Raw genomic sequence first — 17,950 nt, forward strand, 5'->3', positions numbered from 1 at the left:
CCAGATGTCCATCGCCGCCCGACGAGGGCTCGGGCCGCGAGCGTGCCGTGTCGTCACCACGCCGCTGACGGCCGGCCTCGTGTTGCTGGCGGTCTACGTCGGGCTGTCGTTCCTCATGGATCCGATGGGGAGCCTCGGCACCGACACCGGCGGCAAGGTGGCCACCCTCGAGGTCATGGCCGAGCGTCCGCTCGGCCTCGATCCCGACGTGGGCTACTGGGCCGCGGACCAGGATCCGGACGCCGAGCTCCACGGGCTCTTCTACACGAGCCGCATCGGCGACCGGTTCGTCAACGTCACCACCCTGCCGATGCTCGAGCTCGGCGCCCCCCTGTACCGGGCGGGCGGCTACCGGGCGGCGCTGTTCCTGCCCATGTTGGGAGCCGTCGCCGCGGCGTTCGCGGGCCGGGCCCTGGCTGGGAGAGCCGGGGGGGACGAGCGGACCGGGTGGATCGCCTTCTGGGTGCTGGGCTTGGCGTCGCCCTTGGCGGTCTATGCCCTCGACTTCTGGGAGCACACGCTGGGGGTGGCCTTCGTCCTGTGGGGTCTCGTCGCCCTCCTCGCCACGCTGGAGACCCACCGAGCAGCCCGTTGCGCGGTGTGGGGTGCGCTCGCCGGCCTGGCGTTCGGCGCCGCCTTCTCGATGCGCACGGAGGCGCTGGTCTACGGCTTCGTGGCCACCGCCGCGGTCTCCATCTCCTTGCTCGTGGTCAGGCGCTGGCGGGAGATGGTGGCCAATGGCGCAGGGGTGCTCGCCGGCCTGGCGGTCACGGTCCTCGTCACCACGGCCCTCGAGGTCGCTGCGCTCGGGGAGTCGTTTCGTTCGGGCCGGGCATCGGGTACGGCCGAGGCGGCCGGGTCCGGCTTGGAGCTCCGCCTGAAGGAGGCCGTCGTGACCGGTGCCGGACTCGTGCCCAGCCTCGAGCCCGGCGACCTGGTCCTGGCCGGCATGATCGCGGCCGCCCTGTTGTCGGCGGCCTTCTTCGCCGGTCGGAAGGATGGTGAGCGCATCGCCGCCGTCTCGGCCGCGGTCGCCGTCGGGCTCTTCGCCATGCGCCTCGGCCAGGGGCTCGGCTTCGTGCCCGGGATGCTGGCGGCCACGCCGCTGGCCGCGCTCGGCATCGCCAGGATGCCCGGGAACCGCAACGCCCGCCTCCTCGGAGCGATCGCCCTCGTCGCCCTGCCCCTCGTCTGGCTCTTCCAGTTCACCGGCGGAGCAGCCCCCCAGTGGGGAGGGCGCTACATCCTCTCGTCGGGTGCGGTGCTGGCCGTACTGGGCGTCATCGCCCTCTCGAGCCTCCCGCCCTGGGGGCGACGGTTCTTCGTCGTAGCGTCTGTGGCGGTGACCGTGTTCGGCCTGGCGTGGCTCGCCGAACGGACCCACGAGGTGGGACGGGCCGCCCGCGACGTCGCCGCCTTCCCCGAGGACGCCGTGATCTCGACGCAGGCGTTCTGGCTGCGCGAGCTCGGGGCGGTCTACGAGGGTGAGGACACCGAGTGGTTGAGTGTCCGTGGTGCCGACGAGCTCCCCGAAGCCATCGACGTGATCGACGCCGAGGCCGTCGATTCCTTCGCCTTGTTGGGCACCAGCACGACCGACGGACCCCCGGTCGTAGAGGGGTTCGAGGTGGTGCGGGAACGCTCCTACACCTGGCTGGGGGTCGCCTTCACCGTGGTGAGCTATGACCGAGACCCTTGAACCCGACGTCAACGGTGCCCTCCCGCTCCGGGGGGGTCAGCGAGCCGCCACGAGCCTCTGGCTGCACGCCCTGCTCTTGACCGCGGCGATCACGATCGTGGTCGCGCTCGGGCAACCCGGCGTGGCCTACTTCAGCGACGAGGGGGCCGCTGTCCTCCAGGCTCAGGTTTTGGTGGACACTGGCAGTTGGCAGTACGTCTCACCCCTCGGATCGTTGGGGCAGGACCCGGATCTGAGTCCGTTCATCCGTGGAGATCGCAGCGTTGACGGGGTCGCTCCTTACGCCAAGCATCCGCTCTATCCGGTCATCCTGTCTTTGCTCGGTCCCACCAACGTGTCGGCGATGCTGGCCCTCTCCGTGGCCGGCACGGTGGCGGCGTCTGTAGGTGCTGCGCTGCTGGCGCGCCGAGTCCTCCGGGCACCATCGACCACCCAGCTGATCGTGCTGTGGTCGGTCGGCCTCGGCTCGCCGTTGCTCTTCGACAGCGGATTGGTCCTCGCCCATACCGTGGCCGCGGCCCTCGTCGTGTTCGGGGTGCTGGCGTTGCTGGCGGCACGTGCGGCGCGAGCTCTCCCGCTCGTCGTCACGGCCCTAGGGGGCGGGCTGTTGCTCGTCGGCGCCTCGATGTTGCGGACCGAAGCGCTCTTCGTCGGTCCAGCCGTGGCCTTGGCGGTGGGGATCGTGGACCGCCATCGTCTGCGACGGGCGCTTCCGGTCGCGCTGGCCGCGGGCGTCTCCTCGGTGGTGGCCTGGGCGGCCGACCGAGCCTGGGCGGACCGGATCGTCGGTGATCGGCAGCCGGGCGGGGTGCCGCTCGAGTCGTCGGGTTGGCTCATCGATCGCTTCCGCGGGGCGGGAACCACGTTGCTGCGCACCACCAACCTGGCTCTGGGGGTGGCCGACGTGCTGCTCTGGGTCTCCCTCGCGGTCCTGGTGGTCGGCCTGCTGGCGTGGCGCTGGGCCGCCCGAGTCGACCTGTTGATCCTTGGTTCGGCGTTCGTCGTCGTCGCCTGGGTCGTGCGGCAAGGGGCCGATCCACCAGCGCTCGTCCCTGGTCTGTTCATGGCCTTCCCACTCGGGGTCGGGGCCACCGTCTTGGCCCTTCCTCCGGACCGGAGCAGGCGGGAGGCTCGATGTGTGTGGCTGGTGGTGGCCTTCGTCGCAGCCGGGGTCATCCTCACCCAGTACGGGATCGGCGGAGGGGTGGAGTGGGGTGGCCGGTACTTCGCCATTCTGCTCCCGCTCTGGATCGCCGTCGCCGTGGGAGGGTCGGTGGAGCGACTCCGCTCGGTGGGACCGATTCCTCGTCGCCTGCTGGGCGGTCTCCTCGTGGCCTTCGTCGGCCTGTCGTCGCTGAGCATCGTCGCGGTGCAGCGCCATGTGCACGGACTCACCGAGGAGTTGTTGGTGGCGATGGAGGACGCAGCCGGTTCGCTCGACTCGAGTGCGGCAGCGGGCTCGATGCCGGTGATCGTGTCGGAGAACCGACTGCTGCCCCAGATCGCCTACACGGATTTCGATCGGTACGCCTGGGTGGTCGGGCGCCCCAGCGCGTTGCCGGAGGGCTTCGAGCGGTTGGCGTCGATGGGAATCGACGAAGCGGTGGTGGTGACACCCAACGTGTCGACCTTCGAGGACATCACCGCAGAAGTGGGGTGGTCGGTCTCTTCGCATCGCTCAGTGGGGTCGTACGAGGTGCTGATCGCCCGAGTCGAGGACTGAGGCGAACGCCCGTTCGTGAGGTTGGTGGGGCCGGTATGCTCTCGGGGTGGATCGACTGGTCATTCGTGGTGCCCGTGAGCACAACCTGCGCAACATCTCCCTCGACCTGCCGCGCGACCGGCTGATCGTCTTCACGGGTCTCTCTGGCTCGGGCAAGTCTTCGCTCGCCTTCGACACCATCTACGCCGAGGGGCAGCGCCGCTACGTCGAGTCGCTGTCGGCCTACGCCCGCCAGTTCCTCGGCCAGATGGACAAGCCCGACGTCGACTTCATCGAGGGGCTCTCGCCGGCCATCTCCATCGACCAGAAGTCGGCCTCGCGCAACCCGCGCTCCACTGTCGGCACCATCACCGAGGTCTACGACTACCTGCGGCTGCTCTACGCCCGCATCGGGGTGCCGCACTGCCCCAACGACGGGGCAGTTATCACGCGTCAGACCCCCCAGCAGATCGTCGACCGGGTGCTCGAGCTGCCCGAGGGCACCCGCTTCCAGGTGCTGGCCCCGGTGGTGCGGGGCCGCAAGGGCACCTACGACACCTTGCTGGCCGACCTGGCCACCCAGGGCTTCGCCCGGGCCATCGTCGACGGTGAGCTGAACGAGCTCACCGACACCGTCGAGCTGGCCCGCTACGAGCAGCACACCATCCAGGTGGTGGTCGACCGCCTCATCCGGCGCGAGGGCATCGAGCGGCGCCTCACCGACTCCCTCGAGACGGCGCTGCGCCTGTCCGAGGGGGTGGCCGAGGTGCAGATCGTCGGCGTGCAACACGACGACTCCGGCCTCGACGACGAGATCCTCACCTTCAGCCAGCATCTGGGCTGCCCGGTCTGCGGGCTGAGCTTCGAGGAGCTCGCTCCCCGCAACTTCTCGTTCAACTCGCCCTACGGGGCCTGTGAGCACTGCGACGGGCTCGGCACCCGCTTCGAGGTCGATCCCGAGCTGGTGGTCCCCAACCCCGACCTCACCGTCGCCCAGGGGGCCCTGGCGCCGTGGGCCACCGCCCGCACCCAGTACTTCGGGCGCCTACTCGAATCGGTGTGCGCCGCCCACGACATCGACATGGACGAGCCCTTCTCGTCGTTGCCCAAGAAGCAACAGAAGCTGCTGTTGCACGGCACCGGCACCAGCGGGGGGCGCATCAAGGTCCAGTACCGCAACCGCTACGGGCGCCAGCGCTCCTACGAGGCCAAGTACGAAGGTGTGGTGTCGTGGCTGCAGCGCCGCCACACCGACGCCGAGAGCGACTCCCAGCGCGATCAGGTCGAGGGCTACATGCGCGAGGTGCCGTGCCCGGAGTGCGGCGGCGCCCGGCTCAAGCCCTTCTCGCTCGGCGTCACCATCGCCGGGCACACCCTGGCCGACCTGTCGGACATGTCCATCGCCGATGCGGCCAAGGCCCTCGCCGGCCTCGAGCTGTCCGAGCGCGACCGCATGATCGCCGAGCGGGTGGTCAAGGAGGTCAACGCCCGCATGGGCTTCCTGCTCGACGTGGGCCTCGACTACCTCAGCCTGGGCCGTTCGGCGGGCACGCTGGCCGGCGGCGAGGCCCAGCGCATCCGGCTGGCCTCCCAGATCGGCTCGGGGCTGGTGGGCGTGCTCTACGTGCTCGACGAGCCCTCCATCGGGCTGCACCAGCGCGACAACCGCCGCCTCATCGACACGCTGATCCGCCTGCGCGATCTGGGCAACACGGTCCTCGTCGTCGAGCACGACGAGGAGACCATCAGGGTGGCCGACTACGTCGTCGACATCGGCCCCGGCGCCGGTGAGCACGGCGGCGACATCGTCTACGCCGGCGCGGTGAAGGGCTTGCTCAAGAGCCGCAAGAGCCTCACCGGCCAGTACGTGTCGGGCCGTCGGTCCATCCCCGTGCCCGAGAAGCGGCGCGACGCCGGGCACGGGTCGCTGTGGGTGCGCGGTGCGCGCGAGCACAACCTCAAGAACATCGACGTGGAGATCCCGTTGGGGTGCTTCGTCGCCGTCACCGGCGTGTCGGGGTCGGGGAAGTCCACCCTGGTCAACGACATCCTCTACCGGGCCCTCATGCAGCAGGTCTACGGGTCCAAGACGCCGCCGGGGCGCCACAAGACGGTCGAGGGGCTCGACCAGATCGACAAGGTCATCAACATCGACCAGTCGCCCATCGGGCGCACGCCCCGATCGAACCCGGCCACCTACACGGGTGTGTTCGACCACGTGCGCAAGCTGTTCGCCCAGACCCACGAGGCCAAGGTGCGCGGCTACCTGCCCGGGCGGTTCTCGTTCAACGTGGCCGGCGGCCGCTGCGAGGCCTGCGCCGGCGACGGCACCATCAAGATCGAGATGCACTTCCTGCCCGACGTCTACGTGCCGTGCGAGGTGTGCAAGGGCGCCCGCTACAACCGCGACACCCTCGACATCACGTTCAAGGACAAGAACATCTCCGACGTGCTCAACATGAGCTGCGAGGAGGGCGTGGAGTTCTTCGCCAACCAGCCGGCCATCTCCCGGCACCTGCAGACCATCGTCGACGTCGGTCTCGGTTACGTGCGCCTGGGCCAGCCGGCCACCACCCTCTCGGGCGGTGAGGCCCAGCGGGTGAAGCTGGCCTCGGAGCTGGCCAAGCGCTCCACCGGCCACACCATGTACATCCTCGACGAGCCCACCACGGGCCTTCACTTCGAGGACATCCGCAAGCTGCTCACCGTGCTGTCCCGCCTGGTCGACCAGGGCAACTCGGTGCTGGTCATCGAGCACAACCTCGACGTCATCAAGACCGCGGACTGGCTCATCGACATGGGCCCCGAGGGGGGCACCGGGGGCGGCACCGTGGTGGTGGAGGGCACGCCCGAACAGGTGGCGGACACCCCGGAGAGCTACACCGGCCAGTTCCTCGCCTCGCTGCTGTCCCCGACCTGAGCGACACTGGCGGCATGGACCGAACCCGGCTGCAGCGCGAGCAGGAGTTCCACGACGAGCGCTTCACCGATGACGGTGAGCGAGCGGCCGCGAAGAAGTACTACGCCGTCACGCGGGCCAGCTCGATGCGGATGGATCAGATCCTCGAGATGGTCCCGGCGGGAGCGAGAGCGCTCGAGCTCGGGTGCGGTCTGCACAACCATGCGGTGCAACTCGCCCAGCGGGGAGTCGACGTCGTGGCCGTGGACATCTCCCCGGTCGCCGCCTTGCAGATGCGCCAGCAGTGTGAGTCCCTCGACCTCCCGGGTCGCGTCTCGGTGGAGGTCATGAACGCCGAAGAGCTGGCCTTCGAAGATCAGGCCTTCGACCTCGTCGTGGGCACCGGGATCCTCCACCACCTCGATCTCGACCGGGCCTACCCCGAGTTGGCCCGAGTGCTCCGCTCGGGTGGAAAAGGTGCGTTCATCGAACCGCTGGGTCGCAACCCGCTCATCAACCTGTACCGGCGGATGACTCCTCGGATGCGCACGCCTGACGAGCATCCGCTCGTCGAGAGCGACTTCGACGATGCTCGCCGGTGGTTCGACGAGGTGGAGGTCGACTACTACCACACCCTTTCGTTGGCGGCGGTTCCGTTGCGCCGGTTGAAGGCCTTCGATGTGGCACTCAAGCGCCTGGAGGAGGCCGATGCCTGGATGTACGAGAGGATTCCTCGCAGTCGAGCCCTCGCCTGGTCGTGCGTCGTGGAGCTGAGCGGCACCAAGCCCGCCCGCTGAGGCGGATCCGCAGCATCCGGCGATCGGCGAGGGAGGCTGTAGGGATGGTTCGAGTGGCGAGGTGGCTGGTCTACGGGGGCATCGTCGCGACCGTCGTGGGTCTTGCGCTCTACCACTCACGGGTCATCGCCGATCCGCCCTACCCGTATACCGGCACCTTCCGATTCGGATGGTCGCTGCTCTACATCGGCGTGCTGGTGGTGACGGCCTACGGGCTCGGACTGCCGGAGCTCCCGCGCACCGCAGGGCGGGCCCTCATCTCGTCGGTGATCGCCGCCGTGAGTGGTGCCGTCGTGATCTCAGTGCTGCAGCTGCTGACCGGTGATGCCCTGCTGCCTAGGTTCGTCGTGTTCGGATCAGCGGTGCTCCTGGTGCCGTGGTACCTGCTGTGCGCCGGGCTGGCCAAGGGAGGGTCGCAGAAGGATGCCCAACGCGACCGGGTGCTGGTGGTGGCCTCCGTGGAGGAAGTGGAAGCGCTCCGCAAGGACCTGCGACGAGCCTCGGAGATGTCGGCGGCCATCGTCGGGGTGATGCTGCCTCCTGATGCCGGGCAGCCGGTCGGGACGCCGCCGGCCGACGGCCCACTCGTGGCAAGGGCCGCTGAGCTCGGCGCCAGCCTCGTCGTCTTGGACCGTGAGGCCGAGGCGGATGGCTCGGTGGTGGACCAGGCCGCGGAGCTGCACGCCCGTGGGCTACGCATCCGCAGCTACGCGCTGTTCGTGGACCAGTGGCTGGGCAAGGTTCCTCTCTTCGAGCTGGAACGGGTGTCGCTCCTGTTCGACGTCGGGGAGGTACACCGCACCCGCTATGGCAGGGTGAAGCGGATGATGGACCTCGGCGCCGGAACCCTCGGGTTGTTGGCCTTCGTGGTGGCCGTGCCGTTCGTGGCGATGGGCGACCTGGTGGCGAACCGGGGTCCGCTCCTCTTTCGTCAGGAGCGCGTCGGCAAACGGGGCCAGACCTTTCGCATCCTGAAGTTCCGCACCATGGCCCCGAACCAAGACGGCGGCAGCGGAGCGGGGGAGTGGACCAGGCCTGATGACACGCGCGTCACACCGTTCGGGAACCTCTTGCGGCGAACCCACGTCGACGAGCTACCCCAGGCGATCAACATCCTCCGGGGCGACTTGTCGGTGGTCGGGCCACGGCCAGAGCAACCCCACTACGTCGCTGAGCTGTCCGAGAGACTGCCGTACTACGACCTGCGCCACCTCGTCCGTCCCGGACTCACTGGTTGGGCTCAGGTGAAGTATCCGTACGGGGCCGACGAGACCGATGCGAAGGAGAAGCTCCAGTACGAGTTCTGGTACCTGCGCCACCAAGGCATGGCGCTGGATCTGAGGATCGTGAGCCGCACCATTCGAAGCGTTCTGAGAGGTGGCGGGCAATGACCGGTGTTGGGGTAGCCGACGTGGCGGTGCTGATCCCGGCAAGGAACGAGGCTGACTCGATCGGTAGGTGCCTCGAGCACGTCCTGGCGCAGGATATCGGGCTCGATCGCCTCGAGGTCATAGTCGTGGACGGGGACTCGACCGACGGCACCGGTGAGATCGCGGCTGCCATCCTCGAGAGGGCGGGTCTTGATCGATGGGTCGTTCACTGCAACAAGGGCGGATCGACGCCGTCCAACCTCAACGCCGGTCTGGCGCTGGTTCGAGCTCCGGTGGTGTGCAGGGTCGATGCTCGGAGCATGGTCCCGCCTCGGTATGTGCGCGCCTGTATTGAGACCCTCCAGTCTCGCCCCGACGTCGCAGTCGTCGGTGGCGCCCAGGTTGCGGTGCCTCGCTCTGAGTCGAACCGAGACCAGGGGATCGCTCGCGCCCTGAACAATCGCTACGGCATGGGTCTGTCCCGTTACCGTCGAGGTGCGAGGAGTGGCCGCGCCGACACCGTCTACCTCGGTGCATTTCGCACTGCGGAGCTTCGCGGCGTGGGCGGCTGGGACGAGCGCCTTCCAACGAACCAGGACTTCGACCTGAACCGGCGAATTGCACATCATGGTCACGTTTGGTTCGAATCGTCCCTCGAGGTGGGGTATAGCCCGCGGTCCTCAGTCAGGCAGCTGTGGATGCAATACCACCGCTTCGGCCGGTGGAAGGTTCGCTATTGGCGGATGACCGGAGATCGACCACAGCAGCGCCAGATGGGGATTATCGTTGCGCCAGTCCTCATGCTCATTGCAGCGATTGCCTTCTTGGTGCCAAGGTCGGGCCGGATGTGTCGAATGAGTGTCTTGACTGTCGGCACCTTGGGGGCGGCGGTCGCTCTCGAGGAACTTGGATCCCAAGAGGGGACCGCCGGTACAGTTGAGCGCGGATGGGCCATCGCCGGCATGGTCGCAGTCGGAAGTGGCTGGCTGTCAGGTGTTCTGCGTGACGCCGTGTTCGAATGACGAGACACCCCACCACCCTCCACTTGGCACCGGCGCATGTGGCTACCGACACTCGAGTCTTCTGGAAAGAGTGCGTTTCGTTACGAGACGCCGGGTGGAGGGTCACGATCGTCGCGCTTCACGATCGTGACGAGGACCTGGACGGTATCCGGATCGTGGGGCTGCGCCGTGGAAAGGGAAGTTGGGGTCGCCTGCGCAACCTGGCCCATGTGGTGAGGACCATCCTTCGCAACCGGACGGACGTAATCCATGTTCACGACATAGAAATTCTCCCCGTGGCGATCGTCCTCGGCCTGGTTGGTCGCAAGGTGATTGTTGACTTCCACGAGGACTACCCGCTTCTCGTCGAGAGTCGCAGCTACATCCCGAAGAGACTCAGGAGAACGGCGGCGTGGACGGTTCGGCTTCTCGAGGGCCTCGTCGTTCGGGTTTCGTCGGCAGTGATCTCTGCGGAGGACACGGGGGCCCAACGGTTCGGCAAGCGGCACGTCGCCGTTCTGCGAAACTATGTCTTGGACAGCGAGATCGAACTCATGGCTCGATCGGAGCCTGATGTACGAGCGAGAGCGTGTGTATACGTGGGCGCTGTCAGCCGGGAGCGAGGCCTGCTGGAGATGGTTGGGGCCATCGAACGGGCTGGATCTGACATCGAGCTTCGGCTCATCGGAGAGATGCCGGCCGACCTCCGCGCCGAGGTGATGGCGACGGGGGGGGCGCAGCAGCTGCGCTACTACGGCCGTTGTGACAGGGCCCGGACCTGCGAGGTTCTGGTTGGGTCGGCTGTGGGGCTCGTGATCTGGCACCCAACCCCGAAGCACGCTGGCGGTGCAGTCCCGGTGAAGCTCTTTGAGTACATGGCTGCAGGTCTGCCGGTCATCGCAAGTGACTTTCCCGAGATTCGGGCCGTCGTAGAGCCTGCCGGCGCCGGCTTCTTGGTAGACCCATTCGATGTTGATGCGCTGGCGGCCCATATGAGGTGGATGGTCGATCACCCGGAGGAAGCGCGGGCTCTCGGGATGAGGGGGCGACAGTCGGTGCTCGACCGATACACGTGGAGTTCCCAGGTGCCCACGTTGCTTGGTGTGTACGAGGCACTCCAGGAACTGGAGCCGTGAGCCACCCCTCGAGGTGTCAGGCCGCTCCTGACACGATGCCGGTCGCCCGGGCCGCTCTGACGAACTGGCGCGGGCTCAGGTAGAGCCTGGTGTCCAGGTCGAGGCGTGTACGGGCAAGCCACCAACCCCCGAAACCCTGAAGAACGCTTCCGACGCCGGAGGCCGTCGCGACGGCGAGCACGGACACGCCGGCGACGGTCAGCTCGGAAATGATGGTGATGGTGGCGACTGCGCTCATGACGCCGAGTACGGCCCGGTCGGAGCCGCCAGCCATCACGACCGTTTGGAACGCAGGGCCGAGACCGGCCGCGATGGTGAGTCCCGACATCAGGATCACTGCGGGCCAGTGGGATTGGGAGAAGAACTCGCCGAAGAACAGAGGGAGAAGCCATCCCCCGAGCGCGGCGATGAGGGCGGTCGACGTCGCCAGGAGGACGAAACCAACGGTTGCAGCGCAGCGCAGCAGACTCTCCAAGCGTGCATCTTCATGCCGGAGTCTGAAGCGCACGACGTACGGTTGGAGGAGCAGCTGGCTCACTAGGATGGGCGCCAGCGCCAAGGAGGCCACGCGGACGGCGGCCCCATAGGCGGCGGCGTCCTCGGTACCAAAGAACGCGCCCACGACCCATGTGTCCGCCTGGGTGATTCCGAGCGCGACGGCCCCGACTGTAGCTATTAGGGCTCCCGCCTTCGCCTGTCGGAGCATGTCTTCGCGGTGCGGGAAGCCTGACTGCACCGGTGCACGGCGCATCTCGACCAGGAGGAAGAGCAGTCCGACGAGAAAGGTGACTGCTGATGCGCCGAGTGAGAGGGCGAGCACCAGCTTCAGAGATGTCTGTGTGGGGCTGCCGAGCGTGGCGATCCACACCGCGCCTACGAGAACCGCAAAGATGACGGTTCGCCCAGGGCTCCCGACGATCGTGGCGAGTCCATGGCGGCGCATGCCGCGCTGAGCCTCGGATGGCACGAGCCGAAGTGATTCGAACAGCACCCACAGGCCGACTAACACCCCAGTGGCCGCGGCCTCTCCGGCCCCGAAGAGCTCTCGAGCAACTATCGGGAGCGTAAGCGCGACCAGCGTTGCCAGGATGATCGCCGCGACTGCGTTGACGGTCAGCGAGCTCGCGAGGACCCTGATCGCCGTGACGTTCCGCAGGTGTTCGTGCGCCGCGAGCTCCCGCACGATCACCCGGTCCTGGCCCAGGCGGGCGATCATTGGGGCGAACAGCGCCACCACCGAGTAGAGGTAGTAGAGGCCGAGGTCACTGGGGGCCAGCATCCGGGCCAGCATCAGTGTCGACGCGAACGTCGCCGCCATGGCGATGGCTTGGCCACTGCCCGATGCAGCGAGCGCGCGGCCTGCGGCACGGCGAACGGAGGCAGGCTTCACCGGGGCGGCCGCTCGGACGGGTCACCGGGGCCCAGGCCAGCAGAGAAGCCAACGGCTCGTAGTTGGGGTGCGAAGTGCTCGAGGACCCGATGGATCTGGGCGTCGTTCGAGCCGCCGGTGACGTTGTCGTGCTTGAGAGCACTCGACTGGTCCGCCCCGTTCGGCGGCAGGTAGAGCACGTTGGGGCGAGGTACCCGTACCGCGCCGGTCCCGTTTAGGACGGCCGACACCTTGAACCACACGTCGTCCGCCGTCGGGCAGAACCGCTCAGCGAGGGCGTGGTCCAGAGCCATGGGTGCGAGCGCTCCAGGTGGGTACAGCACTCCTCCCACGCCGACCGGGAATGTCAATGCCGGTGTCGTGTCGGATCTGGCCTCCTTCCATGTCGCGTAGGGGGCAACCACCCCGTCGCTGCACTCCATGGCCAGGGCTCGGTGGGCCACCACCGTCCCCGGGCACCGGGAGTGGACCTCAAGCAACTGGCGAAGCCAATGCCTCGGATACAACACGTCGTCGTCGGCGGTGGCCACGAGGCTTGTAGGGAAGCGTTCCACGGTTGGGATGAGCTTCTTGTAGCTCCGCTGGTCACCGTCGACGAAGACGAGATCGACTCCGTAGCCGGTCAGCCTGGTAAGGGATTCCGGCAGATCCGATGGCCCGATCTGGTCTCGTGACATGACCAGTTGGATCGAGTCCGGCCGGGACGATTGCTTGAGTAGGGACCGAAGGGTTAGGTGCACCTTGGGTAAGCGCTCAGGGATGGTCGTGAGTGACACCACGGCGTGTATTGAGCTTGCCTTAGAGCGACGAAATAGGTCGAGCCGACGTGCGGGAAGACGGGCCCTCATGAATTCGGAACAGCGAAGAAGGGCCCTCGTTTCCCGCCGTTGGTAGGCGGGGACGTCGTGGGCAGTCATGGAAGATCGAGGGGCGTGCGGCGGTCCGACGCGTGAACTGCCAGCAACAGCGGATTGCCAACGGGCACAGGTGCTGGCTTAGTCAACCGGAACCGACCTGCTCCATAGGCGCCCACCGGGCGAACCTCGGCGAAGCGGTACCCAAGCTCATGCAGGATCCGCCTCGCTGACTTGTCGCCCGTTCTCCGATAATCAGCGTTCTCTTCGAACACCACCACGGGGCGGGCGGACTCCAGCATGAGGGTTCCACCCTCGAGGACATCGGGTTCGAATCCCTCGACGTCGATCTTCACGAGCCTGGGGCTGTTCAGCTCGACGCTGTCGAGTGTGCTAACCGGGATCCGTAGGGTTGCAGCTCCGTGGTGCTTCTCGTTGCGTAGGAGACTTGCGGTCCCGCGATTGCGGGTGCTGGGCTCAGGCAGATTCAGCGAAGCGACACCGGGCTTGGCTCCGAGAGCGACCTCATGGACGACGACGTTTGACCGACCGTTGATCTCGCAATTCAACCGCACTCGGTTGGCGAGGTCAGGGACCGGTTCGAAAGCATGGGTCGTACCGTCTGGCGCGAGTCGGGAGAGCCGAAGTGTGTGGAGCCCACTGTTGGCTCCCACATCAATGCAGTCGTCGCCAGGATCTACGACGGCTTCCAGGATCCGGCCAAGTGCTGGCTCGTACTCGCCGTAGACCCATGCCGACCAATCGACCCAGCTCCGCAGGTCGGCAAGGAACCAGTCACCCTGCGTTGTTCTGGTGACAACCGGCTGTTCGGGCGGCACCCACCCCGGCTTGCGGTATGACGCAGTAAGCAGTCGCTGGACTCCCCTGATTCGAATGTGATGGCCCATGAACCGGCCGAGTCGGGAGGTCGCCAAGCTCTGCACTTCTGCAGCGTACACAGCACACTTCTCAGCAGGGCCAGGGCTGTTCGAACGCGATCAGCCTCAGGCGAACGGGCGTCAGGTGATGCTCAGCATCCGGTCCAGAGCCACCCTGGCCCACGCTGCTGTCTCGGGATCGACCGTGATCTGGTTGACCACCCGACCCTCCACGAGGCCTTCGAGCACCCAGCACAGGTGCTGAGCGTCGATGCGGAACATCGTCGAGCACGGGCACACCAACGGGTCGAGGGAGACGACGGTCTTGTCCGGGGTCTCGTCGTTCAGGCGGTTCACCAGGTGGATCTCGGTGCCCACCCCGATGACCGCTCCTGGGGGAGCGGCTTCGACGGCCTTGATGATGTAGTCGGTGGAGCCGACCTGGTCGGCCACCTCGCACACGTCGTGGGCGCACTCGGGATGCACGACCACGATGCCGTCGGGGTGCTGGGCCCGGAACTCGGCCACGTGTTCGGGGCGGAACCGCTGATGCACCGAGCAGTGCCCCTTCCACAGCAAGAAGGTGGCGTCCTTCACATCGGCCTCGCTCAAGCCTCCTCGCTCGAGGCGGGGGTTCCACAGGCGCATGTCGGCCTCGGTGAAGCCGAGCTGGTGGCCGGTGTTGCGGCCGAGGTGCTGGTCGGGGAAGAACAGAACCTGCTTGCCGCCGGCGCCGTCGTCGGCCCGGTCGCCGAGTGAGAGGGCCCACTCCAGCACCGCCTTGGCGTTGGTGGAGGTGCACACCGCACCGCCGTGCTCGCCCACGAAGGCCTTCAGCGCGGCCGAGGAGTTCATGTAGGTGATGGGGATCACCTTGGAGATGTCGGTGGTCTTGGCCAGCGCCTCCCAGGCCTCCTCCACCTCGTCGAGGTCGGCCATGTCGGCCATGGAGCACCCGGCGTTGAGGTCCGGCAGGATCACCTTCTGGTGCTCATCGGTGAGGATGTCGGCGGATTCGGCCATGAAGTGGACGCCGCAGAACACGATGTAGTCGGCCTCGGGATGCTGTTGGGCGAGCACGGAGAGCCGGAAGGAGTCTCCGCGGGCGTCGGCCCAGCGCATGACCTCGTCGCGCTGGTAGTGGTGGCCGAGGATGAAGACGCGTTCACCGAGCGTGCGCTTGGCTGCGTCGATGCGGGACGCGAGGTCATCGAGCGTGGCGTCGGCGTACCGCTCGGGAAGCGGGATCTGGAGCCGCAACATGTTGTCTGGAACCCCCAGGGGGAAGAGGGCACCGATGGTGAGCGGTGGGGGCAGCCTGGTCGCCACGCCACGGGGATGTCGCTCTCGGTGTCCGATATGTCGCCGGATACCAGGCCGGCGGTGTCACTCTAGGTCAGCGCCAGCGAGATCGCGAACATTCCCGGAGGGCCCACCGTGGGCGACAGCGCCGCTGACGATGACCCGTACGATTGGGACGATGGTCCAGCGTCCCCCAGCCGGCACGATCCCCGATGCTCCCGGCTCCTACCAGTTCAAGGACGCGCACGGACGGGTGATCTACGTGGGCAAGGCCAAGAGCCTGCGCCAGCGCCTCTCGAACTACTTCCAGAACCCGCGCAACCTGGCGCCGCGCACCGCCCAGATGGTGGCCACCGCCGAGTCCGTCGAGTGGATCCAGGTCCGCAACGACGTCGAGGCGCTCATGCTCGAGTACAGCCTCATCAAGCAGCACCAGCCCCGGTTCAACATCCGCCTGCGCGACGACAAGAGCTACCCGTTCCTCGCCGTCACCCTCGACGACGAGTGGCCCCGGGCCACCGTCATGCGCGGCGCCAAGCGCAAGGGCACCCGCTACTTCGGCCCCTACGCCCACGCCTGGGCCATCCGCGAGACCCTCGATCTGTTGTTGCGCACGTTCCCGATCCGCACCTGCTCGCAGAACAAGTTCAACCGCCACGCCAAGCTCGGTCGGCCCTGCCTGTTGTTCCACATCGAGAAGTGCACCGGCCCCTGCGTGGGCGAGATCGCCAAACCCGACTACGACGACCTCGTCGACGAGCTGGTCAGCTTCCTCGACGGCGACACCGACACCGTCATCCGCCGCCTCGAGGCCCAGATGGCCGAGGCGGCCAGCGAGCTCGAGTTCGAGCGGGCGGCCCGGGTGCGTGACCGCCTGGGGGCGGTGCGCCAGGCCATCGAGAAGCAGCAGATGGTGGTGGAGCGCTCCGAGGACCTCGACGTGATCGGCCTGGCCGATGACGAGCTGGAAGCGGCGGTGCAGGTGTTCTTCGTGCGCCGGGGCCGGGTGGTGGGCCGCAAGGGGTTCGTGGTCGACAAGGCCGAGGACGTCACCCCCGGTGAGCTGGTCGACCGCATCCTCGAGGGCCTCTACGCCGACCCGCCCCCCATGGGCGTGCCCAAGCAGGTCCTCGTCCCCACCGAGAGCGCCGATCCCGAGCTCTACGAGGAGTTCCTGGGTGAGGTCCGGGGCTCGAAGGTCGCCATCCGGGTGCCCCAGCGCGGCGACAAGCGCGAGCTGATGGCCATGGTCACCCGCAACGCCGAGGAGGAGCTGGTGCGCCACCGGCTGCGCCGGGCGTCGGACCACAACACCCGGGCCCGGGCGCTCAACGAGCTCCAGCAGTACCTCGACCTCCCCGAAGCCCCGTTGCGCATCGAGTGCTACGACATGAGCCACATCCAGGGCAGCGACTACGTGGGCTCCATGGTCGTGCTCGAGGACGGTCTGCCCAAGAAGAGCGAGTATCGGCGCTTCAAGATCCGCAGCGGGCAGGGCAACGACGACTTCGCCGCCATGGAGGAGGTGCTCACCCGTCGCCTCCGCGCCTACCTCGAGGATCGGGAGAAGCCCGTCACCGAGCGGGGCGGCAAGTTCTCGTACCCGCCCCAGCTGTTGCTGGTCGACGGCGGCAAGGGGCAGCTCAGCGTGGTGGTCCGGGTGCTCGAGGAGCTGGGCCTCGACGAGGAGATCCCCGTCGCCTCGCTGGCCAAGCAGTTCGAGGAGGTCTACCGCCCGGGCGACCCGACGCCCATGCGCGTGCCCCGAGGCAGCGACGCCCTCTACCTGCTGCAACGCATCCGCGACGAGGCCCACCGCTTCGCCATCAGCTACCACCGCCAGCTGCGCGGCAAGCGCATGACCACCTCCGTCCTCGACGGCATCCCCGGCCTCGGGCCTACCCGCAAGGCCCGCCTGGTCAAGGAGCTCGGCGGTGTCGGCGCCGTGAAGAAGGCGTCGCTGGAGAACCTCAAGGAGCTCTCCTGGCTCCCGGACACCGTCGCCGAGGCCGTCCATACCAAGATCCACGGTTCCAGCAGTCGCACGCCAGGCCCTACGGTCGGCTCGTGACCGGCACCGACGACCTCCTGCCCTCCGAGAACGCTGAGTTGTGGGAGGCGCATGCCGACTGGTGGCAGCGGGAGTTCACCGAGGGCGTGGACCCCGAGTACACCGAGCAGATCCTGCCCATCGTCACCGAGTGGACGGCCGGGCACTCCCGGGTGCTGGAGGTCGGCACGGGGGAGGGGCAGGTCGCCCGGGCCGTCACGGCCGCCGCTCGACGAGACAGCAGGCCCGAGCCGCTCGTCGTCGGGGTCGACCCGACCGTCGCCCAGATCACCGAGGCCGCTCGCCGCGCCGGCGGCCCGGTCTACGCCCGGTCCGGCGCCGAGGCGCTGCCCTTCGCCGACGGCACCTTCGACGCGGTGGTGTGTTGCCTGGTCTTCGAGCACATCGACGACGTCGACGGGGCCCTGGCCGAGGTGGCCCGGGTGCTCGAATCCGGTGGGCGGTTCGTCTTCTGCCTCAACCATCCGCTGCTGCAGACCCCCGGCTCCGGGTGGATCGACGACCAGATCCTCGACCCACCCGAGCAGTACTGGCGCATCGGCGCGTACCTCTCGGAGCAGGCCGTGGTCGAGCAGGTCGAGAAGGGCGTCTTCATCCGCTTCGTGCACCGCCCCTTGAGTCGCTACGTCAACGCCATGGCCGACGTGGGCCTCCAGCTCGAGCGCATGTTGGAGCCGGCTCCGCCGGCCGGCTTCCTCGCTCGAGCCCCGGAGTACCCCGAGGCCGCCTCCATCCCGCGCCTGCTCACGCTGGTGGCCCGACGGGTGTGACCGCGGCGTGAACTCGGCCTGAACCTCGGCTCCGAGCGGTCTCCGGGGACCTCGGCGCCGCCCGTAGGCCGGTAGCGTGCC

General features: G+C 67.8%; 13 protein-coding genes. 9 read left to right on the plus strand and 4 right to left on the minus strand.

The features are described from left to right. Window positions 1-4: 4 nt before the first annotated feature. From LUW87_RS01825 to LUW87_RS01855, 7 genes are read left to right on the plus strand one after another with little or no spacing between them, the layout of a single operon-like run. Window positions 5-1,699 (plus strand): hypothetical protein, encoded by a 1,695-nt coding sequence (locus LUW87_RS01825; protein ID WP_232669369.1) that lies wholly within the window; start codon window positions 5-7, stop codon window positions 1,697-1,699. Next, the gene (locus tag LUW87_RS01830; protein ID WP_232669370.1) at window positions 1,683-3,422 is read left to right on the plus strand and encodes a hypothetical protein; all 1,740 of its coding nucleotides are present in this window, start codon (window positions 1,683-1,685) and stop codon (window positions 3,420-3,422) included. Before LUW87_RS01825 ends, LUW87_RS01830 begins: the two co-directional genes overlap by 17 nt. Window positions 3,423-3,468: 46 nt before the next feature. After that, complete coding sequence (gene uvrA, locus LUW87_RS01835; RefSeq protein ID WP_232669371.1) at window positions 3,469-6,321, plus strand: excinuclease ABC subunit UvrA; 2,853 nt, start codon at window positions 3,469-3,471, stop codon at window positions 6,319-6,321. A 14-nt stretch (window positions 6,322-6,335) separates the two neighbouring features. Further along, complete coding sequence (locus tag LUW87_RS01840; protein ID WP_232669372.1) at window positions 6,336-7,097, plus strand: class I SAM-dependent methyltransferase; 762 nt, start codon at window positions 6,336-6,338, stop codon at window positions 7,095-7,097. Between the two features lie 53 nt (window positions 7,098-7,150). Beyond that, a complete protein-coding gene (locus tag LUW87_RS18980) occupies window positions 7,151-8,488 on the plus strand; it encodes a sugar transferase (RefSeq protein WP_232669373.1) in 1,338 nt (445 codons plus the stop codon). A gap of 20 nt (window positions 8,489-8,508) precedes the next feature. Next, window positions 8,509-9,489: a glycosyltransferase gene (locus tag LUW87_RS01850; protein ID WP_232669374.1), complete on the plus strand. Its 981-nt coding sequence runs from the start codon at window positions 8,509-8,511 to the stop codon at window positions 9,487-9,489. Continuing rightward, entirely contained in the window at window positions 9,486-10,604 is a 1,119-nt protein-coding gene (locus tag LUW87_RS01855) for a glycosyltransferase family 4 protein (RefSeq protein WP_232669375.1), read from the plus strand. The genes LUW87_RS01850 and LUW87_RS01855 overlap by 4 nt, the downstream gene beginning before the upstream one ends. 16 nt (window positions 10,605-10,620) lie before the next feature. Here the strand turns inward: LUW87_RS01855 and LUW87_RS01860 are convergent, their stop codons facing one another. From LUW87_RS01860 to nadA, 4 genes are all read right to left on the minus strand, one after another. Then, window positions 10,621-11,994 (minus strand): lipopolysaccharide biosynthesis protein, encoded by a 1,374-nt coding sequence (locus tag LUW87_RS01860; protein WP_232669376.1) that lies wholly within the window; start codon window positions 11,992-11,994, stop codon window positions 10,621-10,623. Continuing rightward, entirely contained in the window at window positions 11,991-12,671 is a 681-nt protein-coding gene (locus tag LUW87_RS01865) for a hypothetical protein (protein WP_232669377.1), read from the minus strand. The genes LUW87_RS01860 and LUW87_RS01865 overlap by 4 nt, the downstream gene beginning before the upstream one ends. A gap of 236 nt (window positions 12,672-12,907) precedes the next feature. After that, the gene (locus LUW87_RS01870) at window positions 12,908-13,807 is read right to left on the minus strand and encodes an FkbM family methyltransferase (protein ID WP_232669378.1); all 900 of its coding nucleotides are present in this window, start codon (window positions 13,805-13,807) and stop codon (window positions 12,908-12,910) included. A 60-nt stretch (window positions 13,808-13,867) separates the two neighbouring features. Then, the gene (gene nadA, locus LUW87_RS01875) at window positions 13,868-15,055 is read right to left on the minus strand and encodes a quinolinate synthase NadA (RefSeq protein WP_232669379.1); all 1,188 of its coding nucleotides are present in this window, start codon (window positions 15,053-15,055) and stop codon (window positions 13,868-13,870) included. Between the two features lie 151 nt (window positions 15,056-15,206). On the opposite strand from nadA, the gene uvrC reads away from it, so the two are divergent. Both uvrC and LUW87_RS01885 read left to right on the plus strand, forming a co-directional pair. After that, window positions 15,207-17,099: an excinuclease ABC subunit UvrC gene (gene uvrC / locus LUW87_RS01880; protein ID WP_232669380.1), complete on the plus strand. Its 1,893-nt coding sequence runs from the start codon at window positions 15,207-15,209 to the stop codon at window positions 17,097-17,099. After that, entirely contained in the window at window positions 17,096-17,869 is a 774-nt protein-coding gene (locus tag LUW87_RS01885) for a class I SAM-dependent methyltransferase (RefSeq protein ID WP_232669381.1), read from the plus strand. Before uvrC ends, LUW87_RS01885 begins: the two co-directional genes overlap by 4 nt. The last annotated feature ends 81 nt before the right edge of the window (window positions 17,870-17,950 follow it).

Source organism: Rhabdothermincola salaria, assembly GCF_021246445.1.
Classification (GTDB): Bacteria; Actinomycetota; Acidimicrobiia; order Acidimicrobiales; family Acidimicrobilacustridaceae; genus Rhabdothermincola_A; species Rhabdothermincola_A salaria.